We start from the raw sequence: 25,627 nt of genomic DNA, 5'->3' as shown, positions 1-25,627 counted from the left end.
TCACACAACCTAGGCGCCGTGGCCCGGACCCGCTCGGGCGATCGGCAACTCCGGAGTCGTGATCGACGGCGCCGATCATCCCCGATCGGCGCCTAAGCTCGTCCCGTGGCCGGTGACGTGCAGCTGCGACAGCTCGAGTACCTGGTGGCCCTGGCCAGGGAACAGCACTTCGGCCGGGCCGCCGCGGCCTGTCACGCCAGCCAGTCGACGTTGTCGACGGCGCTGCAGACCCTCGAACGGCAGCTGGACGTCACGATCGTGCTGCGCGGCCGCCGGTTCGAGGGATTCACCCCGGAGGGGCAACGGGTGGTCGGCTGGGCGCACCGCATCCTCGCCGAGCGGGACGCGCTGCACACCGACCTCGACCGGATGCGCGACGGCCTGTCCGCGATGGTCCGGATCGGGGCGATCCCGACCGCGGTCCCGGCGACCCCGGCGCTGACCACCGCCTGGATCCGGGCGCATCCGCGGGCCGGTTCCCGGATCGAGGTCCTGCCCTCCCGGGAGATCGACCGCAGGCTCGCCGAGTTCGAGCTCGACGCCGGGCTGACCTACCTGGAGCCGGACGAGCCCGGCGACACCACGCTGCCGCTCTACCGGGAGCGCTACCTGCTGGTGACCCCCGGTCCGACGGCGGCCGACCGGGAGACGGTGGGCTGGGCCGACGTCGGGGAGGTGGAGCTGTGTGCGCTGGTCCAGGGCATGCAGAACCGGCAGATCCTCGACGACGCCGTCCGCGCCGCCGGTGGCCGTCCGCGGATCGTGGTGGAGACCGACACCGTCGCCGCGCTGTACGCGCACCTCGCCACCGGCCGGTGGTCGGCGGTCATCGCGCACACCTGGCTGCGGGCGTTCGGGGTGCCGCCGGGGATGCGGGCGCTGCCGGTCGTGGGGGAGGGGCCGCGGCCGACCGTCGGGCTCCGGCTCGGTGACCGCGGCCCGGCCTCGCACGTCGCCCTCGCCTTCCGGGACGCCGTCGCGGCCGCCGACGTCGCCGCGGAGCTGGAACGTGCCGGCTCCCCGGGCGACGGCGGCCCCGGCGGCCCGCGGGATCAGTAGACGTCGCGGACGTAGCGTCGGTCGGCGGCCAGCGCGGCCACCTGCGCGTCCGCCTCCTCCGCGGTGAACCCGCCGTGCCGGGCGACGACGGTGCGCAGCGCCCGGTCGACGTCGCGGGCCATCCGCGCCGCGTCGCCGCACACGTAGAGGTGCGCGCCGTCGCGCAGCCAGGACCACAGCTTCGCGCCGTGACCGAGCATCCGGTCCTGGACGTACACCGTGGCCCGCTGGTCCCGGGAGAACGCCAGGTCCAGGTCGGTGAGGACGCCGTCGCGGCGGAACCCGTCCAGCTCGTCGCGGTGGTAGAAGCCGGTCGCCCGGTGCCGCTCACCGAAGAACAGCCAGCTCGGAGCCCGGTCGCCGCGGGCCCGGCGCTCCTGCAGGAAGCCGAGGAACGGCGCGATCCCGGTCCCCGGCCCGATCATGATCATCGGGACGCCCGCGGCGGGCGGGCGGAAGTGCGGGGCGGACCGGACGGCGACCGGCACCGGGCTCCCGGCCGGGGCGTCGGCGAGACCGGCCGAGCACACCCCGGCCCGCGGCGTCCCGCGCGGGCCGGTGAAGCGGACCACGGACACGGTCAGCGACGCGGTGGCGGGCCGCTCCAGCGGGCTCGACGAGATCGAGTACCGCCGCGGGCGCAGCGGCCCGAGCAGGTCCACCCACTCCTGCGCGGTGGCCCGCACCCCGGACCCGCCGACGACGTCGACGGCCTGGCGGCCCCAGGACCACCGGTCCAGCTCACCGCGGTTGCCCGGCCGCAGCAGGGCGCCCAGCCGCGCGTCGCCGGACCGCTCGGCGACGAAGTGCAGCAGCGCCGGGGCCGCCCGCGTGATGTCCAGCCGCTCGCGCAGCGCGCGCCCGAGCGGCACGGCGGACCCGGCGATCTCGACCTCGGCGCGCCCGTCCAGCCCGGTGGCCGACAGCCACTCCTCGACCAGGGCGTCGGCGTTGCGCGCGGTCACCTCCAGCGCGTCACCGGTCTCGTAGCGCAGCCCGGTCCCGTCCATGTCGAGGACGAACTCGCGGACCTCCTTGGCCGCGCCGGGCCCGCTGAGCAGCCGGTTGCCGACGAGCGGCGCGTCCCGGGGCGTACCAGCCGGCGTCGCCGCTGCTCCCGGGTCCGCGGCGCCGGTGCCCGGTCCGGCGTCCGGGACGGCACCCGGCCCCGCGGAGTCCGGCGGGTCGGTGGTGAGCACCGCGGCGACCGCCTCCAGCCACTCCGTGGCCGGCCCGGCGACGTCGGGCCCGCAGTCCACCCGGTCGAGCAGCCGCTCGGCCCCCAGCTCGGCGAGCCGGGCGTCGAGGCGGCGGCCGTGCCCGCAGAACTCGGCGTAGCCGGGATCACCGAGCGCGAGCACGGCGAAGCGCCGCCCGGCGAGCGCGCCGGGGCCGGCGCCGGTCAGCGCCGTCCAGAACGCCGCGCCGTTGTCCGGGGCGTCGCCGTCGCCGAACGTGCTGGTGACGACGAGCAGGTCCGCGCCGGCGGGCAGCGTCGCCGGGTCGGCGCGGTCCATCCCCAGCACGGCCGGCCGGACCCCGATCCCGGCGAGACGGCGCACCAGGGCCCCGGTCGCGACGTCCTCGGCGGTCCCGGTCTGCGACGCCCACAGCACGACGACCGGGCGGGAGCCCCCGTCCGGCCCGGCGGCGGCAGTCGCCACGGCGGCCGGGGACGCCCGGGAGAACATCCCGGCCAGCACCCCGTCCACCCAGGTCGCGTGCTCCGGCGCGAACGGGGCGCCCGGGGGCAGCACCGGGACCGTCCCGTCCGGCGGCGCCGCGTCCAGCCCGCGCAGGAAGCCTGCGAGGTAACGGCGCTGCGTGCCGGTCAGCTCCGGGTCGGGCTCGCCGGCCACGCCGAACGGTCCGGCGTCCGGCTCCGGTGCCCGCGGCACCGCGGTGACCGCCACCGCGCACACCTTGAACTCGGGCTGGAAGGACAGCGGATCGACGGCGTCGTTGGTCACCGCGTTCACCGCCAGGTCCGCGCCGTAGCGGTCGTTCCAGTGGAACGGGGCGAACAGGCTGCCCGGGCGGACCCGGTCGGAGACCCGGGCCGGGAGCACCGCACGCCCGCGCCGGGACACCAGCTCCAGGTCGTCGCCGGCGCCGACCGCGAGCCGGGCGGCGTCATCGGGATGGATCTCCACGAACGGCCCGGGGTCCAGCCGGTTCAGCGCGGCGACGGTGCCGGTCTTGGTCATGGTGTGCCACTGGTGCTGGACGCGGCCGGTGTTCAGCAGGAACGGGTGGTCGTCGTCGGGCAGTTCCGCGGCGGGCAGGTGCGGCCGGGGCAGGAACAGCGCCCGGCCGCCGGGCCGGGGGAACCACAGCCGCGGGACCGTGCCGTCCGGCCGGACACCGAGCGCCTGGCTGCGGCCGTCGTTGCGGTAGCGGACGGCGTTGCGGTCCTCGGCGCCGGGCGGGGCCGGCCACTGCACGGGGGAGTCGCGGAGCCGGGCGTGGTCGACCCCGCGCAGGTCCCAGCCGGTCCTCGGGTTGTGGAAGCGGCGGATCTCGTCGAACACCTCGGCCGCGCCGGTGTAGCCGAAGGCGTGCCCGAAACCCATCTCGCAGGCGATCCTGGCGATCAGCTCCCAGTCCGGCAGCGCATCGCCCGGCGGGTCGGCGACCCCGGGCACCAGGGTCAGGTCGCGCTCGGAGTTGACCATGACGCCGTCGGCCTCGGCCCACATCGTCGCCGGGAGCACGATGTCGGCGTGGGCGTTGGTCTCGGTGTCGGCGACGACGTCCTGGGTCACGACGAGCTCGGCGGCGGCCAGCCCGTCGAGGACCGTCCGGCGGTTCGGGACCGACGCCACCGGGTTGGTGCAGATGATCCAGCAGGCCTTCACCTCGCCGTCGGCCATCCGGGAGAACAGGTCGACCGCACCGCGCCCGGTCTCCTCGCGGAGCGTGCCGGCCGGGACGCCCCACTGCTGCTCGACGAACGCCCGGTCGGCGGCGGAGCGCACCGACCGCTGCCCGGGCAGGCCGGGACCCATGTAGCCGACCTCGCGCCCGCCCATCGCGTTCGGCTGGCCGGTGAGGGAGAACGGCCCGCTGCCGGGGCGGCAGATCGCGCCCGTCGCCAGGTGCAGGTTGACCAGGGCGTTGGTGTTCCAGGTCCCGTGGGTGCTCTGGTTGAGCCCCATCGTCCAGCAGCTCGTCCAGTTCTCCGCGGTGCCGATCAGCTCGGCGGCCCGGCGCAGGTCGGCCTCGGCGATCCCGGTGACGGCGGCGACGGCGTCGGGCGGGTAGTCGGCCAGGAAGGCCGGCATGTCCGCCCAGCCCTCGGTGAACTCCTCCACGAACGCCGTGTCCACGTACCCGCCGGCGTGCAGCAGGTGCAGCAGCCCGTTCAGCAGCGCGAGGTCGGTGCCGGGCGCGATCTGCAGGAACAGGTCGGCCTTGTCGGCCGTCGCCGTCCGCCGGGGATCGACCACGATCAGCGTCGCCCCGGCCGCGACCCGCTCCATCATCCGCAGGAACAGCACCGGATGGCAGTCGGCCATGTTCGAGCCGATCACGAACAGCACGTCCGCCCGGTCGAGGTCGGCGTAGGAACCGGGCGGGCCGTCCGCGCCGAGGGACAGCGTGTAGCCGGTGGCCGCTCCGGCCATGCACAGGCGTGAGTTCGACTCGATCTGGTTGCCGCCCAGGAACCCCTTGGCCAGCTTGGTGGCGAGGTACTGCGCCTCGATGCTCATCTGCCCGGACACGTAGAGGGCGATCGCGTCCGGGCCGTGCTCGTCCAGCACCGCGCGCAGCCCGCGGGCCGTGGCCGTGATCGCCTCGTCGACCGGCGTCCGCACCGGCTCCGCACCACGTCCGGGCCGGACCAGCGCGGTGTCCAGCCGCCCGGGGGCGCGGAACAGCTCGGCGCTGGTGGCGCCCTTGGTGCACAGCCGTCCGGCGTTCGCGGGATGGTCCGGGTCCCCGGCGGCCCGGGTCACCTGCCGCGCGCCGCCGGGTCCGGTGCCGATCTGCAGCAGGATCCCGCACCCGACCCCGCAGTAGGTGCAGGCGGTACGCGCCGTGGTCGTGCCCGCCGGGTCCGCCGTGTCCGCCGCTGCCGGGTCCGCTGTCGTCGTCACCGTGCGCTGCCGCCTCCGTCGCCCGTTCCGGGCCCGGCCCGGACCCGTGGTTACGGTACGGCGCGGGCGTTATGCCGCCGTGACCTGGCGTCACCACGTCGTTACGGGTGCCTCACAGCGGGGCCCGGTGCGCTGTGCGGGGCCGTGCGGGGAACGGCAGATGCGGCCCGACGGCCGTGGCGGAGCGGCCCGTGCGTCCCTATCATCCCGACCGTGCCGCACATCCGGATCTCCGGCCGCTCCCCGGCGGACACCGGGGAGCCCGCGGCACGGACGTCGACGCACGCCGTCGCCAGCAACCCGGGAGGGCCCACGTGAAGAACCGATCGATCCCCCGCGCCGCCGCCGCGGTGGTGGCCGCGACCGCCCTGGCCGCGCTGGCCGGGTGCGGCGGGGGCGACGCCGGAGGCGGGGCCGGGGGCGACGCCGCCCCGGCGCCCGCCCAGGGCGGCACGCTGACGGTGTTCGCGGCCGCCTCGCTCACCGGCACCTTCTCCGAGCTGGAGAAGCAGTTCGAGGCCGCGAACCCCGGCTCCGACGTCACCTTCAACTTCGCCGGTTCCTCGACGCTGGCCCAGCAGATCAACCAGGGCGCCCCGGCGGACGTGTTCGCCTCGGCGGACGAGAACAACATGACGAAGGTGACCGACGCCGGCAACCAGCAGGGTGAGCCGGTCGTCTTCGCGACGAACACGCTGCAGATCGCCGTCGCGCCGCAGAACCCGAAGCAGGTCGCGTCGCTGCAGGACCTCACGAAGCCCGACCTGCGGACCGTGGTCTGCGCCCCGCAGGTGCCGTGCGGCTCCGCGACCGAGAAGGTCGAGCAGGCCGCCGGGGCCGACATCACGCCGGTCTCGGAGGAGCAGGACGTCAAGGCGGTGCTGCAGAAGGTGACGACCGGCAACGCCGACGCCGGGCTGGTCTACAAGACCGACGTCACGGCGTCGGAGGGCAAGGCCGAGGGCGTCGACTTCCCGCAGGCGTCCGGGGCGGTGAACGACTACCCGATCACGGTGCTGAAGAACAGCCAGAACGCCGAGCTGGCCCAGAAGTGGGTGCAGTTCGTGACCGGTGACCAGGGCAGGCAGGTCCTCGTGGCGGCCGGTTTCGGTACCCCCTGACCCGGGGCGGTCAGTGCGGGGTGCCGTCCCACCGCCAGCTCGACGGCGGCGGGACGGCACCCAGCGCCGCCCGGCCGGTCCGGTGCAACAGCGTCGAGGCCGGGTCCGGCCCCGGATCGGTGCCCGGCCACAGCCGGTGCAGCACCGCGCGGCACGGCGCGGCCGGGAGCTCCCAGTCCACGCCCAGCCCACGGGTGATGTCGTGGGTGTGCACCAGGATCTCGGTCACCCCCATCGCGGCGAAGCCGCTCGCGTCGGAGTCGCCGTAGGGGTGCCAGCCCCGGACGCCGGGCGGTGCGGTCCGCAGCGCCGCGGCGAGCATCGCGCCGCCGGTCTCGACCACGAGCAGTATCCGGTCGGACGGTTCGCCGGCGGGCACGGTGATCTCGAACGGCGGGTAGTCGCCCGGCGGCGCGACCGCGACCTGCGCGGCGTAGCCGAACAGGTCGTCGGCCACGTGCACGGCGGTGTCCCGGCAGGACCAGGTGAGCGGCCCGGCGGGCGCCGACCAGTCCGCGTCCGCCCGGCCGCGCAGCACCTCCGTCATGACCCCGGTCGCCTGCTCCACGTCCTCCGCACGCATGACGCGCAGTGTCCCGGACGGCCCGGGACGGGGCACCGGGATTAGGCTTCCGCGGTGGCCCACGAGGACGAACGCATCGCCCTGCTGCTCGACTACGAGAACCTCGCGATCGGGGCGCGGGACGGCCTCGGTGTCGTCCCCTTCGACTTCGGGCCGGTCGCCGACGCGCTCGCCGAGCGCGGCCGGGTGGTGGTGCGCCGCGCGTACGCCGACTGGTCGGCGTTCGACGAGGACCGGTGGCTGATGGCCCGCGCCCAGGTCGAACTCATCGAGATCCCGCAGCGGATCGGCGGATCGCGCAAGAACGCCGCCGACATCAAGCTGGCCGTCGACGCGATCGAGCTGGCCTACGAGCGCGAGTTCGTCACGACCTTCGCGATCGCGACCGGCGACTCCGACTTCACCCCGCTGATGCACAAGCTGCGCGAGCTGGACAAGCGGGTGATCGGGATCGGCGTGCAGTCCTCGACCTCCGCGCTGCTGCCGCCGGCCTGCGACGAGTTCATCTTCTACGACCGGCTGCCCGGGCTGGAGCCCAGCCGCGAGCCGCTGCCGTCCCGGCGCCGGCGGGGCGGTGCGCACCGGCCCGCCCCGGCGCCCGCGCCGGTGACCTCGGAGCCGGCCGCTCCCGAGCCCACCCCGGAACCCGATCCGTTCGGGCTGGTCTTCTCCGGTGTCACGGAGGAGACCGCGACGACCGGGGCCGAGGAGCGCGACGTCGCCGGGCTCGTCGTCAGCACTCTGACCGGACTGGCCCGGCAGGCCGACGGGCCGGTGCTCGCCTCCCGGCTGAAGCGGGCGATCCTGCGCAAGGACCCGACGTTCGACGAGGCCGACCACGGGTTCCGCGGGTTCGGGGAGCTGCTGCGGCACCTGGAGACCCAGGGCGCGATCACACTGACCCCCGGTTCGGCGCAGGGTGACCCGGAGATCGCCGTCCCGGACGACCCGGACGCCGACCACGACGCGTTCGCGCTGCTGGTGGGCGTGGTGCGCGACCTGACCGCAGCGCACGGACCGCCCCAGCTGTCCGGGCTCAAGGACCAGCTCCGCAAGCGGGTCCCGGACTTCTCGGAGAAGCGCTACGGCTACGGCAGCTTCCTGTCGTTCGCCAAGGCGGCCCGGGCACGGGACCTGATCCGCATGGAGTGGCGCGACGACGCCGGCGACTACGTCATCGACCCGGTGAGCTGAACCCGGCCCGCCCGGTCTCCCGGACGGGCCGGGACGGGTTCAGCGGCCGGTGGCCCGGCGGGTCCCGCGCTGGAACAGCTTCCCGGCGCGGGCGGTGACGGCGCCGGTGACGCCGAACGCGGTCGCGACCGCACCCGCCGCGACCCGGCTGCCGAAGCGGATCGGGTTCAGCGGGCGGTAGACCCGTGCGGCGAACTCGTCGAGCCGGGCCGCGGCCCGCTCGCCGTTCTCGTGCAGCTGGCGGGCCAGCCGGGCGCCGGTGTCGTCGAGGTCGTCCTCGACGCGCTCGCCGACCCGGGCCGCCCGGTCCGCGCTGCGGACGGCGGACTCGGCACCGGAGTCGGCGGCCGACCGCACCGTGGCGGCCGACCGTGCGGCCGAGGCCGACACCTCACCCGCGACCTGACGGCCGGTGCTCGCCGCGGTACCGGCCACCTGCTCGGCGGTGGCGCGCGCCGCGTCCGCCGCGGCCCGGCCGGCGTCGCCGGCGGCCTTGCCCGACCTGCGGGCCGACTCGCCACCCGACCGCGCGGCCTTCTTCGCCTCGGTGGCGACCTGCCCGGCACCGGCCCTGGCCGTGTCACCGACGGCGGAGGCTCCGGCGCGGGTCTCCCCGGCGACCTTCTTCGCCGTCGTCGCGGTGTCGGAGCCGACCGCCCTGGCGGTGCGGCCACCGCTGTCGGCGGCCTTCGCGGCGGTGTCGGCGGCGGCGGTGCCGGTGGCCGAGGCGGTCGCCCGGACGGCCGTGCCGGTCGTCTGGTCCGATCCGGACTCGACGGCGCGACGCTCGCGGACCGATCCGTCGGTTCCGTGCACGACGAGGGTGCCCCCGCCGGTGTTGGCGATGATCTCCACGGCGCGGGAGACGGCCTCGGCCTGGGTGGCGGCGCGGGCGCTGGGGCGCCGGGCGTTGTCCTTCTCGACGGTCCAGCCGTCGTCGACCGGCTTCACATGGCGGTCGGCCATGGCGGGTTCCTCCCCTTGTGCGGGACTCCGGTGCGGCGCCGGGCGTCCGGCGCCGGTGTCCTGCGAGTCGTTCCCCGGATCGACGGCGGGTAAACGCAGGTCAGCGGGCTGTGGTCAGGGTCTCCCGGCGACCGGCGGCCACCACGGCGCACAGCAGCCCGAGCACCACCGGCGTCAGCGCCAGCAGTCCGCCGTCCAGCACGAACAGCTGGGTGAGCGCGGCGCCGACCATCAGCAGTGCCAGCCCCACGGCGGCGGGACCGGAGAACCGCCTGGTCAACATGCCGACTCCACCGGCGAGCTCCAGGACGCCGATGACGTAGCGCAGCCACTGGCCGACCCCGATCTCGGCGAAGATCTGGACCGCGGTGGCCTCCCCGACGAGTTTGGGCGCCGCGGACGCGAGCACCATGAACACCGCGAGCAGGATCTGCAGCACCCACAGCGCACGGTGGGCTGCGGGGGAGAGCGACGAGCGGGTACCGCTGTGGACCGACATGACCAACCTCCGGGATAGGCCGCCGCGGTGTTTCCCGGGCGGGTACCGGTATCGACCGGGCCGGTGCCGGGAACTCATCGGGGGATACCCCCGTTACCCGCCGGCCCCGCGTCTGCGAGGCTCGCCGGTGGGCACCGAGGGGGAGGCACCGGGTGGAGCTGGTCACGGCGGTACTGCACAGCGTCTGGCTGCTCCCCGTGCTCACGCTGATGGTCGCGGTGGACGGCCCGGTGCCGATGCTGCCGAGCGAGACCCTGCTGATGACTGCGACGGCCTCGGCCGTCGTCTCCGGCAGCACGACGACCGTCCTCGGGCTCTTCCTCGCCGCCGTGCTGGGCTCGATCGCCGGTGACCTCGCGGTGCACACGCTCGGCCGCGGCTCGCACCGCCTGCTCCCGCGCGCCGCGACCGCGGACGGCCCGGCCGTCCGGTGGGCCCGCTCGCAGCTCGGGCGGCGGCCGGTGACGGTGCTCGCGGCGGCGCGCTTCCTGCCCGGCGGCCGGCTGGCGAGCTGCGCAGCGGCCGGGCGGCTCGGGGTGGGCCTGCGGCCGGTTCCTGGCCGGGTCCGTGCTGAGCTCGCTCCTGTGGGGCTGCTACATGCTCGTGATCGGCATCGCCCTGGGCCCGCTGACCGGGGGCGATCCGTTGCTGTGCGTCCTCGCCGGCACCGGCATGGCCCTGGCCACCACGGGACTGTTCTGGGTGGCGAACCGCGCCCTCGCGGTGCGCCGGCGGGCTGCCCGACCGGCGGAACCGGTACTCGCCGACCGCTGAGCGGGGCGGATACACCACCGGGCACCGGGACCGCGACGGAGTCGCGATACCCGGTGTCCCGATGGTGCCCGGCATCTACAGGGGCTCCCGGTTCTGCGGATGCCGGTCGCCCGGTTCAACGCACGAGACCGGTCTGAGTTGTGGTGCAGACGGCCGCTGTGTCGCCCGCGACCGCGAGCGGCGTCGTGACTGCGACGGGCGGAGTCGTGATCACGACGGGTGGCGTGGCCGGATCGGTTCAGTGCGATCGCCGGTCGATCAGCCACGACGGACGGAGCGTGTCGGGCCATACTCGGTCCGTGCGGGACGAACGGTGGCGGGCGCAGGTGGGGGAGCGGAACGCGGCGTGGCTGGCGCGGGAGTGCCGCACCGCGCTGCTGGCCAGGGAGTACCGGCCGGTGGACGCCGGGAACGGCACCGTCGAGTTCGGGCGTCGTGCGCTGGGCGCGATCCGGGAGCTCGGCGAGGAGGAGGACGGTTACATCACCGACGACGCCGAGGGCCTGCGCATCTGGATCGGCGACGACGCCTACGAGCTGGAACGCATCGACTGAGCCGGGCACGTGCGAAGGGGGCCCCGGTCGCACGCGACCGGGGCCCCTTCGCACGGAGACGGTGTTCAGGCGATCTGGCGGTCCGTCGGGTCGATCGGCCGGGGCAGCACGGTCCGGCCGGTCAGGTACGCGTCCACCCCGGCGGCCGCCGAGCGGCCCTCGGAGATGGCCCACACGATCAGCGACTGGCCGCGGCCCATGTCGCCGGCGACGAACACGCCGTCCGCCGAGGACATGTAGCTGTCGTCGCGCGCGACGTTGCCGCGGTCGTCGAGATCGACGTCCAGGTCGTCGAGCAGCCGGCCCTTCTCCGGGCCGACGAAGCCCATCGCCAGCAGCACCAGCTGGGCGGGGAGCTCCTGCTCGGTGCCCGCGACCGGATCGAAGCCCTTCTCGCCGCGGGTGACCTCGCAGATCCGGATGCCGGCCAGCCTTCCGTCGGCGTCCTTCACGAACTCGGTGGTGTTGACCGAGAACAGCCGCTCGCCACCCTCCTCGTGCGCCGAGGACACCCGGTAGACCATCGGGTAGGTGGGCCAGGGCATGCCGTCGGTCCGGTGCTCCGGAGGCGTCGGCATGATCTCCAGCTGGGTCACCGAGCGCGCGCCCTGGCGGTGCGAGGTGCCCAGGCAGTCGGCGCCGGTGTCACCGCCGCCGATGATCACGACGTCCTTGCCCTCGGCGGAGACCGGCGGGGCGTCCAGGTCGCCCTGCTGCACGTGGTTGGCCCACGGCAGGAACTCCATCGCCTGGTAGACGCCCTCGGCGTCGCGGCCGTCGGCGGGGATGTCCCGCCACGCCGTCGCGCCGCCGGCCAGGACGACCGCGTCGTAGTCGGCCCGGAGCTGCTCGACGGTGATGTCGGTGCCGACGTCGACCGAGGCCCGGAAGTGGGTGCCCTCGGCGACCATCTGCTCCAGCCGCCGGTCCAGCCGCGACTTCTCCATCTTGAACTCGGGGATGCCGTAGCGCAGCAGCCCGCCGATGCGGTCCGCCCGCTCGAACACGACGACGTCGTGCCCGGCCCGGGTGAGCTGCTGGGCGGCGGCCAGCCCGGCCGGCCCGGACCCCACGACGGCCACCTTCCGCCCGGTCTTCGTCGCCGCCGGCTGCGGCGTCACCCAGCCCTCGTCCCAGGCCCGGTCGATGATCTCGATCTCGACCTGCTTGATGGTGACGGCGTCGTCGTTGATGCCGAGCACGCACGCCGCCTCGCACGGGGCGGGGCACAGCGTCCCGGTGAACTCCGGGAAGTTGTTCGTGGCGTGCAGCCGCTCGGTCGCCTCGCGCCAGTCCTTGCGGTAGACGAGGTCGTTCCACTCGGGGATGAGGTTCCCGAGCGGGCAGCCCTGGTGACAGAACGGGATGCCGCAGTTCATGCAGCGCCCGGCCTGCTTCTCCAGCGTCTGGCTCGGGAAGTCCTCGTAGACCTCGCGCCAGTCCATCAGCCGCAGGTCCACCGGCCGACGGGTCGGGGTCTCCCGGCGGGTCGTCATGAAGCCCTTCGGGTCACCCATGAGCAGCCTCCCCAGAGAAAGTCGCAGTTGCGTGGTTCGGGTCGCCGGCGTCGCGGCGGGCGTGGTCAGCCATGGGAGGCCTCCATGATCGCCTGGTTGACGTCGCGCCCCTCGCGCTGGGCGTTCTCCGTCGCCAGCAGCACGCGCTTGTAGTCCTTGGGCATGACCTTGCCGAAGCGCTCCAGCGCGGACTCCCAGTCCAGCAACAGGGCGTGCGCGACCGCGGAGCCGGTCTCGGCGTGGTGCCGTTCGATCCGCTCCCGCAGGACCGCACGGTCCTCCTCGCCGAGCGGGTCGATGTCGACCATCTCCGGGTTGACCCGGTTGCGGTTCAGGTCCAGCACGTAGGCGACGCCGCCGGACATGCCCGCCGCGAAGTTGCGCCCGGTCCGGCCGAGCACGACCACCTGACCGCCGGTCATGTACTCGCAGCCGTGGTCCCCGACGCCCTCGACGACGGCGACCGCACCGGAGTTCCGGACGCAGAACCGCTCGCCGACGACACCGCTGATGTACATCTCGCCCGAGGTCGCGCCGTAGCCGATCACGTTGCCGGCGATGACGTTGTCCGCGGCCGCGAACGGCGCCGACGGGTCCGGCCGCAGGGTGAGCCGGCCACCGGAGAGGCCCTTGCCGAAGTAGTCGTTGGTGTCGCCGACGAGCCGCAGCGTAATGCCCTTCGGCACGAACGCACCGAAGCTCTGGCCGGCCGCGCCGGTGAGCGTGACGTCGATCGTGTCGTCGGGCAGGCCCTTGCCGCCGTGCGCCCTGGTCAGCTGGGAGCCGAGCATGGTGCCGACGGTGCGGTTCACGTTGCGGACCGGCAGGTCCAGGGTGACCTGGTCGCCGTGGCGCAGTGCGCCCTCGGCGAGCTGGATCATGGTGTTGTCCAGCGCCTTGTCCAGGCCGTGGTCCTGGCCGCGGGTCCGCTTGCGCGGGCTGGTGGTGTCCCCGCCGCCGACGACCTCGAAGATCGGGCTCAGGTCGAGGTGCCTGGACTTCCAGTGCTGGGCGGCGGAGTCGACGTCGAGCACGTCGGCCCGGCCGATCGCCTCGTCGAGCGAGCGGAAGCCCAGCTGCGCCAGGTACTCCCGCACCTCCTCCGCGACGAACCGCATGAAGTTGACGACGTACTCGGCCTTGCCGTCGAACTTCTTGCGCAGCTCCGGGTTCTGCGTCGCCACGCCCACCGGGCAGGTGTCGAGGTGACAGACCCGCATCATGATGCAGCCGGACACGACCAGCGGAGCGGTCGCGAAGCCGTACTCCTCGGCGCCCAGCAGCGCCGCGATGACGACGTCACGACCGGTCTTGAGCTGGCCGTCGGCCTGCACCGTGATCCGGTCGCGCAGGCCGTTGGCCATCAGCGTCTGCTGGGTCTCGGCCAGGCCGAGCTCCCAGGGGCCACCCGCGTGCTTGATCGACGACAGCGGGGAGGCACCGGTGCCGCCGTCGTGCCCGGAGATGAGCACGACGTCGGAGTGCGCCTTGGAGACGCCGGCCGCCACGGTCCCGACGCCGACCTGGGACACCAGCTTCACGTGGATGCGGGCGTCCGGGTTGGCGTTCTTCAGGTCGTGGATGAGCTGCTTGATGTCCTCGATGGAGTAGATGTCGTGGTGCGGCGGCGGCGAGATGAGGCCGACGCCCGGCGTCGAGTACCGGGTCGAGGCGATCCACGGGTAGACCTTGCTGCCCGGCAGCTGGCCGCCCTCGCCGGGCTTGGCGCCCTGGGCGATCTTGATCTGGATGTCGTCGGCGTTGACCAGGTACTCCGACGTCACGCCGAACCGGCCGGACGCGGCCTGCTTGACCGCGCTGCGCCGGGAGTCGCCGTTCGGGTCGGTGGTGAAGCGGTCCGGGTCCTCGCCGCCCTCACCGGTGTTGGACCGGCCGCCGATCCGGTTCATGGCGATCGCCAGGGTCTCGTGCATCTCCTGGGAGATGGAGCCGTAGGAGATCGCGCCGGTGGCGAACCGGGTCATGATCGACTCGACCGACTCGACCTCGTCGATCGCCACCGGGGCGCGCAGCCCCTCCCGGAACCCGAACAGTCCGCGCAGCGTCATCAGCTTGCGGGCCTGGTCGTCGACGGCCTTCGTGTACTGCTTGAAGACGTCGTACTGCCCGGAGCGGGTCGAGTGCTGCAGCTTGAAGACGGTCTGCGGGTTGAACAGGTGCAGCTCGCCCTCGCGGCGCCACTGGTACTCGCCGCCGACCGCGAGCGCCCGGTGCGAGGCACGGACGTCGTCGGAGGGGTAGGCCCGCCGGTGGTGGGCGAGGACCTCCTCGGCGAGGACGTCGAACCCGACGCCGCCGATCCGGGAGGTGGTGCCGGTGAAGCAGGAGTCGACGACGTCGGGGCCCAGGCCGACGGCCTCGAAGATCTGCGCGCCGGTGTAGGACGCGACCGTCGAGACGCCCATCTTGGACATGGTCTTGCGGACGCCCTTGCCGAGCGCCTTGACCAGGTTCTTCGCCGCGGTCCGGCCGTCGACTCCGGGGACGTCGCCGCGCTCGGCGAGGTCCTCGACGGTGGCCATCGCCAGGTACGGGTTCACCGCGGAGGCGCCGTAGCCGAGCAGCAGCGCGATGTGGTGGGTCTCGCGGGCGTCCGCCGACTCCACGACCAGCCCGACCCGGGTCCGGGACCGCTCGCGCACCAGGTGGTGATGCACCGCACCGGTGAGGAGCAGGGACGGGATCTGGGCGTGCTCGGCGTCGACGCCCCGCTGGGACAGCACGATCAGCCGGGCGCCGCCCTCGATCGCGCGCGACACCTCCTGCTTGATCTCGGCGAGCCGGGACAGCAGTCCCTTGCCGCCGTCGCGCGCGAGGAACGTGCCCTGCACGACGTGCGAGGCGAAGCCCGGGTACTCCCGGTCGTCGTTGATTCCGATGATCTTCGCGAGATCGTCGTTGGTCAGCACCGGGAACGGCACGACGATCGTCCGGCAGTGCGCCGGGGTCGCGTCGAGCAGGTTCTGCTCCGGGCCCAGCTGGCTGAACAGCGAGGTGACGAGCTCCTCGCGGATCGCGTCCAGCGGCGGGTTCGTGACCTGCGCGAACAGCTGGATGAAGTAGTCGTAGAGCTGCCGCGGGCGCTCGGCCACCGCGGCCAGCGGTGCGTCGTTGCCCATCGAGCCGATCGGCTCGGCGCCGGTGACCGCCATCGGGCGGAGCACGACGTTGAGCTCCTCCTCGGTGTACCCGGACGCCTGCTGGCGCAGCGTGAGCGCCTGGTGGGTCGGGGTCTCGCGGTGCCGGTCGGGCAGCTCCTCGAGCCGGATCAGGCCGGCGTGCAGCCACTCGGTGTACGGGTTGCCCTGCGCAAGCTCGCCCTTGATCTCGTCGTCGTCGACGATCGCGCCGCGCTCGGTGTCGATGAGGAACATGCGGCCCGGCTCGAGCCGGCCCTTGCGGACGATCTTGTCCGGCTCGACGTCGAGCACGCCGACCTCGGAGGCGAGCACGACCAGCCCGTCCTCGGTGACCCAGTAGCGGGCCGGGCGCAGGCCGTTGCGGTCGAGCACGGCGCCGATCTGGGTGCCGTCGGTGAAGGCGACCAGCGCCGGCCCGTCCCACGGCTCCATCAGCGTGGAGTGGTACTCGTAGAACGCCCGCCGGGCGGGGTCCATCTCGGTGTTGTGCTCCCAGGCCTCCGGGATCATCATCAGCACCGCGTGCGGCAGGCTGCGGCCGCTCAGGTGCAGCAGCTCCAGGACCTCGTCGAAGGTCGCCGAGTCCGACGCGTCCGGGGTGATGACCGGGGTCAGGCGCTGCAGGTCGCCCGGCAGCTTCGCGGACTCCAGCATCGCCTCGCGGGCGGCCATCCAGTTCCGGTTCCCGCGCATCGTGTTGATCTCGCCGTTGTGCGCGACGTAGCGGAACGGGTGGGCCAGCGGCCAGGACGGGAAGGTGTTGGTCGAGAACCGCGAGTGCACGATGGCCAGCGCCGAGACGACCCGGGGGTCGGTCAGGTCCGGGTAGAACGCGGCGACCTGGGGCTCGGCCAGCATGCCCTTGTAGATGATGGTGCGCGGGGAGAGCGACGCGAAGTAGGTGTCGTACCCGTGCTCGATCCGCTTGCGCAGGCAGAACGCCCGGCGCTCCAGGTCGATCCCGGCCGGGGCGTCGGCGCCGGTGGCCAGCTCCGCACCGCCGACGAACAGCTGCCGGAAGATCGGCATCGCGGCGAGCGCGGTCGGGCCGAGGTCCGCGGCGTCCGGGTCCGTCGGCAGGTCGCGCCAGCCGAGCACCGTGAGGTTCTCCTCGGCGGCGAGCTCGGTGACGGCCTCGACGGCGCGCTCGGCGGCCGCGGGGTCCTGCGGCAGCATCGCGATCCCGACGGCGTACGCGCCGGGTGCGGGCAGCTCGAAGTCGGTGACCTCGCGGTAGAACTCGTCGGGGACCTGGATGAGGATCCCGGCGCCGTCACCGGTGTTGTGCTCGGCGCCGCGCGCACCACGGTGCTCCAGTCGCAGCAGGGCCTCGATGGCCTTCTGCACGATGGCGTGGTCGCGCTTGCCGGTGACGTCGGCCAACATGGCCACACCGCAGGCGTCGTGCTCGTGATCGGCGGCGTACAAACCACCGGGCGAGGGGCGACGCATCTGGTCACTGATCGCGGCCAACTGCTCCTCCTGTCGTCTCGGTACACCGGAAGCGACCCGAGTCGGACGTCCCGGAAGCAGGCAGGTCGCTGCAGTCCGAAAAAGGGTTCTCAGAGTACAGCGAGCCACCGGCTGGAGACGTGCCAAGTGGGCCGATCAGGTGCGCCGTGCCGCCGGGTGGGTGACCCGCAGGAGATCTGTCCTTCGGGTGTGTCTGGCTGCCGGACGCTGCTGGTGAGCCCCCGGACCGTTCTGAACTGCGGCACGGTTGGACCGCACACCCCGGCGAGTGCGGTCTGGCGAGTGCACAGAGTCGCATGCCGCCGCCCGCACGCGCTACAGAAGACCGGCGGCTCGTCCCGTGATGTGGATCGCTGGTCAGTCGAGCAGCACGACGTTGCCGTCCCGTGTCCGGACGGTGAGGGATGTGTGACCGTCCACCGGGACGCGCTGCCCCGTCCATCGCCCCGTGCACCCCTTTCCGTTACCGAACGTGCACGCCCCCGCGCCGTCCTGTGCCGTCCTGCGCCGTGCTGTGCCGCCCCGAGGACGCGCACCGCCCGTGGTCCCGCTCACTCGATCGGGTGAGCGGGGGCCGGTCCGGTGAGCGGGACGGCCGCGGGCGCGGGACTGGGGGAGAGTGGCCGGGTGGGGTCGGATCGGGTGCGGGACCGGGATGTCGCGCGGGTGCTGGCCGACGTCGGGCGGATCGGGCCGTGGTTCGCGGTCGGCCCGGTGCCGCCCGGGAGCACGCCGGTCCGCTGGGACGCGCTGTACGGCCCGGCCCGGGCGGACGGTCCCGACGCGCTGTCCGAGCGGATCGACGGGGTGGCCGCGGCGCTGCACACCGACCGCCGGATCGCGGCGTCGATCGCGGTGCAGGGTCTCGCGGCCCGCCTGGTGTCGATGCCGTTCGCCGCGGTCGCGTGTCACGGCGTGCTGCCGCTGCTCCGTGACCTGGTGCGGGACCCGTCGGCCGCGGACCCCTGGGCCCCGCTGTGGCCGGGCGTGCCCGCCGCCGTCGGGACCCCGGACCCGGGAGCGGACCCGGCCGGTGCCGCCGACGTGCTCGCCCGCGAGCTCGCCGCCCACCTCGACCCGCTGTACGCGGCCGTCGGTGCGCGGGTGTCGGTGTCGGAGCGGGTGCTGCGGGGCAACGCGGTCTCGGCGATCGCCGGGGCGGCCCGGCTGGTCGAGTCGGCCCGGCGCCCGGAGGACTCCGCACGGCCCGGGACGGTCGGCCCACCGCGACGGTCGGGCCAGGCGGGACCGTCCGCGCTCCCCGAGTCCCCGGCATCGTCGCGATCGCCGATGCTGCTGGCGGCGCTCGTCGGGCACCCCGCGCTGCGCGGGCCGCTCCCGGAGGGGGCGACGGGTGCGGTGCGTCGGACCGGCGCCGCGGGCTCCGGCTGGTCCTTCCGCCGCCGGTCGTGCTGCCTTTACGTGCGGGTGCCCGGCGGGGGGCTGTGCGGCGACTGTGTTCTCGCCCCGTGACCGGGCGTGCGGCCACGAGAGGTACCCGAGCGTCGCCCACCCGGGATCGAACCGCGCTGAGGTACCGCTCGTGCGGTGCGTCGGTGCGGTGCCCGGTGGGTGGGGCTCAGCTGGGCAGCTCGATGTCGGCGACCGTCACCAGCACCCGGGCCGGGCGGCCGGTCACGGCGGCGAGCTCCTCGGCGACCTCGCGCCGGACCCGGTCCGCCAGGTCCGCGAGCGGGGTCCCGAACCGGGCCCGGACGGTCACCCGGACCTCGATCTCCCGCTCGTGCACGACGGCGACGACGCCGTGCGCCCGCAGCTCGGCGGGTACCGGGCGGCGGGGCAGCCGGTCGGTGGCCAGCCCGAGCAGCGTCTGCTGCAGGTCGCCGAGCAGCGCGACCACGCCGGGCACCGCGCGGGCCCGGCGGGCGGCGACCCGGGCCGCGGCCAGGTCCGAGACACGGAGACGGACGGTGCTCATCGTCGTGCCACCTCCGGCTCCTCCCACACGTCCTCCACCAGGATGTCGACCTCGGACACCGGGAGCCCGAGGGCGCCGTCCGCGGCCGAGACGACCATCTGCCGGACCCGCGCGGTGACCGAGGCGAGATCGACGCCGAACCGGGCCGTGACCGTCAGCCGCACCTGGACCGGGGGCACCTGCGGGTCGTCGCCGCGGAGCTGCTCGACCCGGCAGCGCCGCGCGCGCACCCCGCCCATCGAGTCGACGACGTGCCGCAGGGCCGCCTCGGCGGCCGGCCGGCCGAGCCAGGCGTCCGGCCCGATCCGCAGCAGCTCGTGCGGCCGCAGCTCGGCGGCGACCGCGTCGGTCACCTGCTCCAGCAGCGACGGCGGCGGCCGCAGCGGCTCGGCCGCCATCCGGCCGACGAGCCCGCTGAGCCGGTCGTGGTCGGCGCGGGCCACCGCGCAGTGCGGGCACGAGCGTTCGTGCTCGTCGAGGGTGCCGGCGTCGGCGTGGTCCCAGACGTCGGCGGCGTCCCGGCCGCAGGCCAGCGGCTCCACCTGCTCTACCGCCATACCCGCATCCTCTCCGCCAGCGCCGTCCGCGCGCGGTGGATCCGGCCGCGGACCGCGGTCTCGGTCGCGCCGGTGATCTGCGAGATCTCCGCGTAGCCCAGGCCCTCCAGCTCGCGCAGCACCCAGGAGGTGCGCTGCTCCTCGGGCAGCTCGGCGAGCGCCCCGGACAGCGCGGTGAGCTCCGCGTCGACCTCCGCCGCCCGCTCCGGTGACCCGGAGACGGCGACCAGCGCGTCCTCCGGTGGGAGCGGCTCGGTGCGCCGGGCCCGGCGCACCAGCGCGGTGCAGCGGTTGGTCACGATGCGGTACATCCAGGTGGAGAAGGCGGCCTCGCCGCGGAAGGTGCCGATCCGGCGCCAGGCGTCGATCAGTGCCTCCTGCAGCGCGTCCTCGGCGTCGGCGCGGTGGCCCAGCACCCGGACCGCGACCCGGAACAGCGCGTCCTGGTGCCGCGCGGCGAGCTCGGCGAACGCGTGGACGTCCCCGTCCTGGGCCCTGGCCACCAGCTCCGCCTCACCGGCCGGCGAGCGGCGCGCGGGGAGCGGGACCGGCCCGGCCGCACCGGGGCGGCCCGCGTCGTCCGGGCGCCGGGCGCCGGGTGCCGCGGGCGGTGGCCCCTCGGGGGGCGTCCGGTGGGTGGCCTGCACGTCCGTCCGTCTCGGTCGGCGGGAGCGTCGGTGTCGGTGTCGGGACCGCGCGGCCCGAGGGTTGAGCGACGGGCGATCGGGTACTCGACCCCTCGAACGACCGTAGCGAGCGGCATCGGCCGTCGCGCGTCGGACACGCAGAGGAAGCGGGTGAGCCCCATGGGTCTCGGAGACAAGATCGACAACAAGGCCGAGGAACTCGGCGGCAGGGCCAAGGAGGCCGCCGGCCGGGCGACCGACGACCGGGAGCTGCAGGCCGAGGGCAAGAAGGACCAGGCCACCGGCAACCTGAAGCAGGCCGGCGAGAAGCTGAAGGACACCTTCAAGAGCTCGCGCGACTGACCGCAGCAGCCCGGCGACGGCGGCATCCCCGATGACGGGGGTGCCGCCGTCGTCGTGTGCGGGGCCTAGGGTCGCGGTGTGACCGACAGCGCCGGCCCGGGGGCCGCCGATCCGACCGGGGAGTCCCTGGTCTCGGCGGTGGCCGCGGCCGTCCTCGCGCACCCGTCGGTGCTGCGCCTCGACGGCGGCCCGTTCGGCTCGGTCGCGTCCTACCTGCCCGGCCGGCGGGTGTGGGGGGTCAAGGTGGGCGACCCCGTCGAGATCGCGGTGGTCGTCGCGCTCGGTGCCCCGTTCACCGAGATCGCCGACGAGGTCGCGCGACGGGTACGCCGGGTGCTCGGCGACGACGACGTCGCGGTGGAGGTCACGATCGCCGACGTCGGCGGAGTCACGGCGGCCGGGAACGCCCGGCCCGACACGCCGTGACGCGCCTCGCCTAGACTCGCGCGGGCCCCCGCCGTCGCCGGGTACGCCCGGCGTACCCGCACCCGGATCGCCGGTGGCGTCCGGATGCGTGTGGAAGCGTCCGCAGGATCGTCCGCCGTCCGCGGCGGGCGGGGGAGTGACAGGACCGGGGCCGCGCGCGGCGCGGCCCGGTGAACCAGCCCGTACCGGCAAGGAGTTCCACCGTGAAGAGCACCGTCGAGCACCTCAGCCCGACGCGCGTCCGAATCAACGTCGAGGTGCCGTTCGACGAGCTCAAGCCCGACTTCGACCGCGCGTACAAGAAGATCGCCCAGCAGGTCCGGATCCCCGGTTTCCGGCCGGGCAAGGCCCCGGCCCGCATCCTGGAGGCCAGGATCGGGCGGGGCCCGGTGCTCGACGAGGTCGTGAACAACGCGATCCCGGCGAAGTACCAGGAGGCCATGGTCTCCGCCGACGACGTCAAGCCGATCGGCCGCCCGGACATCGAGGTCACCGAGATCGCCGACGGCGAGCGCCTGGCGTTCACCGCCGAGGTCGACGTCCGCCCGGAGATCGAGCTGCCCGAGCTGGACGGCCTGGCCGTCGAGGTCGACGAGACCGAGGTGACCGACGACGAGGTCACCGAGCAGCTCGACCAGCTGCGCGCCCGGTTCGGCACCCTGGCCGGTGTCGAGCGCCCCGCGGCCACCGGCGACTACGTCCAGATCGACCTGTCGGCCGCGGTCGACGGCACCGAGATCGAGGAGGCCGCCACCACCGGGTTCTCCTACGAGGTCGGCCAGGGCGGTCTCGTCGACGGCATCGACGAGGCGCTGAAGGGCATGTCGGCCGGCGAGGAGAAGACCTTCACCTCGAAGCTGGTCGCCGGCGAGCACGCCGACCGCGACGCCGACATCACCGTCAAGGTGACGACGGTCAAGGAGCGCCACCTGCCCGAGGCGGACGACGAGTTCGCCCAGCTGGCGTCGGAGTTCGACACGCTCGACGAGCTGACCGCCGACCTGCGCGAGCGGCTCGGCCGGTCGAAGCGGATGGAGCAGGCCGGGCAGGCCCGTGACCGGCTGCTCGACCGGCTGGTCGAGGGCGCCCGGGTCGGCGACGACACCGTGCCGGTGCCGGAGTCGATCGTCCAGGCCGAGGTCGACAACCGCCTGCACGACGCCGTGCACGCCTTCGACCACGACGAGGAGCGCTTCGCGGAGTTCCTGTCCACCCAGGACAAGACCCGCGAGCAGTTCGACGCCGAGTCGCGGGAGGAGGCCGAGAAGGCCGTCCGCTACCGCCTCGTCCTCGACGCGCTGGCGGACTCCGAGGAGGTCTCGGTCAACGACCAGGAGATCACCGAGCGGATCCTCTACCAGGCCCAGCAGTACGGCATGGCGCCCGAGCAGTTCGTCCAGCAGATCCAGCAGGCCGGCCAGATCGGCGCGATCTACCAGGACGTCCGCCGCTCCAAGGCGCTGATCACCGCCGTGCGCTCGGCGTCGGTCACCACCCCGGACGGCACCGCGGTGGACCTGTCCGACCTGCTCGGTGACGACGACGCGCAGGCCCCGGCCGACAGCGACGACACCGCCGACGACACCGCCGCCCCGGCGGCCGACGAGTCGGCGGAGAAGGCCGAAGCCAAGGCCTGAGCAGGCAGTTCGCCCGCGACCACACGCGATGTGGTGCGCTCTCGGCGAACATCGGGCGTGGTTCCCTACGCGGTCCGTCCGGTCCGCGTAGGGTCGGCCACGAACCGGCCCGGAGAGGGTCGTGAACGGGTTCGCAGGACCCACACCGGAGACCGAGAGCGATCCAAGAGGAAGACTTCCGGGAACTGGCCGGGGCGGCGCCGCCGCCCCGGCCCGGGCCCGACTTCGGAAAGCAGGGTGAAGTGAGCCAGCAGGACACCGGCCCGCTCGCGGGCCTCGGGACCGGGCCGCAGATGCGGTCCGGACACAGCGTGATGTCGCTGTCGGACTCGGTGTACGAGCGGCTGCTCCAGCAGCGGATCATCGTGCTCGGGCAGCAGGTGGACTCGGAGATCTCGAACCGGATCGCGGCGCAGATGCTGCTGCTCGCGGCCGAGGACCCCGAGACCGACATCCAGCTCTACATCAACTCGCCGGGCGGTTCGGTCAACGACGGCATGGCCGTCTTCGACACGATGAACCTGATCCCGTGCGACGTGGCGACCTTCGCCATGGGCATGGCGGCGTCGATGGGGCAGTTCCTGCTCTCCGCGGGCACCCCGGGCAAGCGGCACGCGCTGCCGCACGCGCGGATCATGATGCACCAGCCGTCCGGCGGCATCGGCGGCACCGAGGCCGACATCACCATCCTGGCCGAGCAGCTCCGCCGCACCAAGCGGGAGATGGCCGAGCTGATCGCCCAGCACACCGGGCAGACGCCGGAGACCATCGAGCGGGACTCCGACCGCGACCGCTGGTTCTCCGCGCAGGAGGCCAAGGACTACGGCTTCGTCGACCACGTGGTGTCCCACGTCGGACGCATCGTCGGCTCGCAGAACGGGAGCGCCTGATGAGCACCTTCGACCCGCGGCACCCCGAGTCGGCCGCCGACCTGCGGGGCCCCGGCGGCTACGCGCCGGACCCGGCCCGCATGCGGTACGTGCTGCCGTCCTACGTGGAGCGCACCAGCTACGGGGTCAAGGAGTCGAACCCGTACAACAAGCTCTTCGAGGAGCGCATCATCTTCCTCGGTGAGCAGATCAACGACACCTCGGCGAACGACACCATGGCCCAGCTGCTGGTGCTCGAGTCGCTGGAGCCGGACCGCAAGATCTCGCTCTACATCAACTCGCCCGGCGGGTCGTTCACGTCGCTGATGGCGATCTACGACACGATGCAGTTCATCCGGCCGGACATCGAGACCGTCTGCCTCGGGCAGGCGGCCTCGGCCGCGGCGGTGCTGCTGTGCGCCGGGACGCCGGGCATGCGGATGGCGGTCGAGAACGCGCGCATCCTGATCCACCAGCCGGCCACCGAGGGCACCTACGGTCAGGCGTCGGACCTGGAGATCCAGGCGGCCGAGATCTCCCGCATCCGGCGCCGGATGGAGGAGATCATCGCGCGGCACTCCAACCGCACGGCGGACCAGGTGCACGAGGACATCGACCGGGACAAGATCCTGATGGCCGAGGAGGCCAAGGAGTACGGCCTGATCGACGCGATCCTCCAGAGCCGGAAGCTGTCCGTCACCGGCGGACGCTGAGGAGACACCCGGGTCACCGCCGGCCGGGCCGGCCGGCGGTGACCGCCTGCCGACCCGCCCCCGATTTCGGATCGCCGAGTAGTCCCCGGGGGCGGGTCCGGGCAGGTACCGTCTTCCCCACAGGAGTGGGAGACGACGGCACGACGCGAGTACGCCGGACCAGAACTGGGGATCGACACCTATGGCACGCATCGGCGACGGCGGGGACCTGCTCAAGTGCTCGTTCTGCGGGAAGAGCCAGAAGCAGGTCAAGAAGCTCATCGCCGGCCCCGGCGTCTACATCTGCGACGAGTGCATCGACCTCTGCAACGAGATCATCGAGGAGGAGCTGGCCGAGGCCGGTGAGGTGAAGCTCGACGAGCTGCCCAAGCCCGCCGAGATCCACGACTTCCTCGACCAGTACGTCGTCGGCCAGGCCACCACGAAGCGCACGCTGTCGGTGGCGGTCTACAACCACTACAAGCGCATCCAGGCCGGTGAGCGCAGCCGCGCCGCCGGTGGTGACGCGGGCGACCAGATCGAGATCGCCAAGTCGAACATCCTCATGCTGGGCCCGACCGGCTGCGGCAAGACCTACCTGGCGCAGACGCTGGCCAAGATGCTCAACGTCCCGTTCGCGATCGCCGACGCGACCGCGCTCACCGAGGCCGGCTACGTCGGCGAGGACGTCGAGAACATCCTGCTGAAGCTGATCCAGGCCGCCGACTACGACGTGAAGCGCGCCGAGACCGGCATCATCTACATCGACGAGGTCGACAAGATCGCCCGCAAGTCGGAGAACCCGTCGATCACCCGTGACGTGTCCGGCGAGGGCGTGCAGCAGGCACTGCTGAAGATCCTCGAGGGGACGACGGCGAGCGTCCCGCCGCAGGGCGGCCGCAAGCACCCGCACCAGGAGTTCATCCAGATCGACACGACGAACGTGCTGTTCATCGTGGCCGGCGCGTTCGCCGGGCTGGAGCGCCTGATCGGGGAGCGGGTCGGCAAGTCCGGCATCGGCTTCGGCGCCGAGATCCGGTCGAAGAAGGAGCTGGACCCGTCGGCCAGCTTCGCCGAGACGCTGCCCGAGGACCTGATCAAGTTCGGCCTGATCCCCGAGTTCATCGGCCGGCTGCCGATCGTGGCCTCGGTGACCTCGCTGGACAAGGAAGCCCTGGTCAAGATCCTCACCGAGCCGCGCAACGCGCTGGTGAAGCAGTACCGCAAGCTGTTCGAGATGGACGGCGTGGAGCTCGACTTCGCCGACGACGCGCTGGAGGCCGTCGCGGACCAGGCGATCCTGCGCGGTACCGGCGCCCGCGGCCTGCGGGCGATCATCGAGGAGGTCCTCCTCCCGGTCATGTACGACATCCCCAGCCGGGACGACGTGGCCAAGGTCGTGATCACCGCCGAGACGGTCAAGGAGAACGTCAACCCGACGATCGTCCCGCGCCAGCAGCCCCCGCGGCGGGAGCGTCGCGACCGCTCCGCCTGATCACGGAGCGGGGCCGGTCGTG

Annotated in this window: 21 protein-coding genes; 12 read left to right on the top strand and 9 right to left on the bottom strand. The window is 73.6% G+C overall.

Going from position 1 to position 25,627, the window contains the following annotated elements; genetic code table 11:
• Positions 1-105: 105 nt before the first annotated feature.
• The gene (locus tag AFB00_RS03365; RefSeq protein ID WP_068795993.1) at positions 106-1,059 is read left to right on the top strand and encodes a LysR family transcriptional regulator; all 954 of its coding nucleotides are present in this window, start codon (positions 106-108) and stop codon (positions 1,057-1,059) included.
• Here AFB00_RS03365 and AFB00_RS03360 read toward each other — a convergent pair.
• Positions 1,053-5,159, bottom strand: coding sequence for a bifunctional nitrate reductase/sulfite reductase flavoprotein subunit alpha (locus AFB00_RS03360; RefSeq protein ID WP_083275229.1), 4,107 nt, complete (start codon positions 5,157-5,159; stop codon positions 1,053-1,055). The genes AFB00_RS03365 and AFB00_RS03360 overlap by 7 nt on opposite strands.
• A 314-nt stretch (positions 5,160-5,473) precedes the next feature.
• Between AFB00_RS03360 and modA the strand changes: the two genes are divergently transcribed.
• Positions 5,474-6,280 (top strand): molybdate ABC transporter substrate-binding protein, encoded by an 807-nt coding sequence (gene modA / locus AFB00_RS03355; RefSeq protein ID WP_083275228.1) that lies wholly within the window; start codon positions 5,474-5,476, stop codon positions 6,278-6,280.
• A gap of 10 nt (positions 6,281-6,290) precedes the next feature.
• Here modA and AFB00_RS03350 read toward each other — a convergent pair whose 3' ends face one another.
• On the bottom strand, positions 6,291-6,863 hold the full coding sequence (locus AFB00_RS03350; protein WP_068795992.1) for a maleylpyruvate isomerase N-terminal domain-containing protein: 573 nt from the start codon (positions 6,861-6,863) through the stop codon (positions 6,291-6,293).
• Positions 6,864-6,917: 54 nt separating this feature from the next.
• Here AFB00_RS03350 and AFB00_RS03345 point away from each other — a divergent pair, with 54 nt between their 5' ends.
• Entirely contained in the window at positions 6,918-8,057 is a 1,140-nt protein-coding gene (locus tag AFB00_RS03345) for a PIN domain-containing protein (protein WP_068795991.1), read from the top strand.
• Positions 8,058-8,096: 39 nt separating this feature from the next.
• Here the strand turns inward: AFB00_RS03345 and AFB00_RS03340 are convergent, their stop codons facing one another.
• Positions 8,097-9,023, bottom strand: coding sequence for a DUF2188 domain-containing protein (locus AFB00_RS03340; protein ID WP_068795990.1), 927 nt, complete (start codon positions 9,021-9,023; stop codon positions 8,097-8,099).
• Positions 9,024-9,123: 100 nt separating this feature from the next.
• Positions 9,124-9,522, bottom strand: a complete 399-nt coding sequence (locus AFB00_RS03335; RefSeq protein ID WP_068795989.1) for a DoxX family protein — start codon at positions 9,520-9,522, stop codon at positions 9,124-9,126.
• Between the two features lie 567 nt (positions 9,523-10,089).
• Between AFB00_RS03335 and AFB00_RS03330 the strand changes: the two genes are divergently transcribed.
• Both AFB00_RS03330 and AFB00_RS03325 read left to right on the top strand, forming a co-directional pair.
• Positions 10,090-10,296 (top strand): hypothetical protein, encoded by a 207-nt coding sequence (locus tag AFB00_RS03330; RefSeq protein ID WP_068795988.1) that lies wholly within the window; start codon positions 10,090-10,092, stop codon positions 10,294-10,296.
• Between the two features lie 299 nt (positions 10,297-10,595).
• Positions 10,596-10,850, top strand: coding sequence for a hypothetical protein (locus tag AFB00_RS03325; RefSeq protein ID WP_068795987.1), 255 nt, complete (start codon positions 10,596-10,598; stop codon positions 10,848-10,850).
• Between the two features lie 65 nt (positions 10,851-10,915).
• Here AFB00_RS03325 and AFB00_RS03320 read toward each other — a convergent pair whose 3' ends face one another.
• Together AFB00_RS03320 and gltB are read right to left on the bottom strand one after the other, a co-directional pair.
• Positions 10,916-12,367, bottom strand: coding sequence for a glutamate synthase subunit beta (locus tag AFB00_RS03320; RefSeq protein WP_068795986.1), 1,452 nt, complete (start codon positions 12,365-12,367; stop codon positions 10,916-10,918).
• 65 nt (positions 12,368-12,432) lie between these two features.
• Entirely contained in the window at positions 12,433-16,980 is a 4,548-nt protein-coding gene (gene gltB / locus AFB00_RS03315; protein ID WP_068795985.1) for a glutamate synthase large subunit, read from the bottom strand.
• A 663-nt stretch (positions 16,981-17,643) separates the two neighbouring features.
• On the opposite strand from gltB, the gene AFB00_RS03310 reads away from it, so the two are divergent.
• Positions 17,644-18,474: a (2Fe-2S)-binding protein gene (locus AFB00_RS03310; RefSeq protein ID WP_068795984.1), complete on the top strand. Its 831-nt coding sequence runs from the start codon at positions 17,644-17,646 to the stop codon at positions 18,472-18,474.
• A gap of 106 nt (positions 18,475-18,580) precedes the next feature.
• Here the strand turns inward: AFB00_RS03310 and AFB00_RS03305 are convergent, their stop codons facing one another.
• The 3 genes from AFB00_RS03305 to AFB00_RS03295 are packed head-to-tail and all read right to left on the bottom strand — an operon-like array spanning position 18,581 to position 20,144.
• Complete coding sequence (locus tag AFB00_RS03305) at positions 18,581-18,940, bottom strand: Asp23/Gls24 family envelope stress response protein (protein ID WP_068795983.1); 360 nt, start codon at positions 18,938-18,940, stop codon at positions 18,581-18,583.
• Positions 18,937-19,497, bottom strand: a complete 561-nt coding sequence (locus tag AFB00_RS03300) for an Asp23/Gls24 family envelope stress response protein (RefSeq protein WP_068795982.1) — start codon at positions 19,495-19,497, stop codon at positions 18,937-18,939. The genes AFB00_RS03305 and AFB00_RS03300 overlap by 4 nt, the downstream gene beginning before the upstream one ends.
• On the bottom strand, positions 19,488-20,144 hold the full coding sequence (locus AFB00_RS03295) for an RNA polymerase sigma factor (RefSeq protein ID WP_083275226.1): 657 nt from the start codon (positions 20,142-20,144) through the stop codon (positions 19,488-19,490). The genes AFB00_RS03300 and AFB00_RS03295 overlap by 10 nt, the downstream gene beginning before the upstream one ends.
• A 159-nt stretch (positions 20,145-20,303) precedes the next feature.
• On the opposite strand from AFB00_RS03295, the gene AFB00_RS03290 reads away from it, so the two are divergent.
• The 6 genes from AFB00_RS03290 to clpX all read left to right on the top strand — a co-directional run bounded on the left by AFB00_RS03290 (position 20,304) and on the right by clpX (position 25,605).
• Positions 20,304-20,486, top strand: coding sequence for a CsbD family protein (locus AFB00_RS03290; protein WP_068795981.1), 183 nt, complete (start codon positions 20,304-20,306; stop codon positions 20,484-20,486).
• Between the two features lie 78 nt (positions 20,487-20,564).
• A complete protein-coding gene (locus AFB00_RS03285) occupies positions 20,565-20,912 on the top strand; it encodes a hypothetical protein (RefSeq protein WP_068795980.1) in 348 nt (115 codons plus the stop codon).
• A gap of 203 nt (positions 20,913-21,115) precedes the next feature.
• On the top strand, positions 21,116-22,549 hold the full coding sequence (gene tig, locus AFB00_RS03280; RefSeq protein ID WP_068795979.1) for a trigger factor: 1,434 nt from the start codon (positions 21,116-21,118) through the stop codon (positions 22,547-22,549).
• Positions 22,550-22,842: 293 nt separating this feature from the next.
• Entirely contained in the window at positions 22,843-23,439 is a 597-nt protein-coding gene (locus tag AFB00_RS03275) for an ATP-dependent Clp protease proteolytic subunit (RefSeq protein WP_068799967.1), read from the top strand.
• Positions 23,439-24,131, top strand: a complete 693-nt coding sequence (locus tag AFB00_RS03270) for an ATP-dependent Clp protease proteolytic subunit (protein WP_068795978.1) — start codon at positions 23,439-23,441, stop codon at positions 24,129-24,131. Before AFB00_RS03275 ends, AFB00_RS03270 begins: the two co-directional genes overlap by 1 nt.
• Positions 24,132-24,312: 181 nt before the next feature.
• Positions 24,313-25,605, top strand: a complete 1,293-nt coding sequence (gene clpX / locus AFB00_RS03265; RefSeq protein WP_068795977.1) for an ATP-dependent Clp protease ATP-binding subunit ClpX — start codon at positions 24,313-24,315, stop codon at positions 25,603-25,605.
• Positions 25,606-25,627 lie beyond the last annotated feature (22 nt).

It is taken from the genome of Pseudonocardia sp. HH130630-07 (assembly GCF_001698125.1).
Lineage (GTDB): Bacteria > Actinomycetota > Actinomycetes > Mycobacteriales > Pseudonocardiaceae > Pseudonocardia.
Note: the sequence above shows the minus strand (reverse complement) of the source record. Positions and strands in the feature narration are given on the sequence as shown.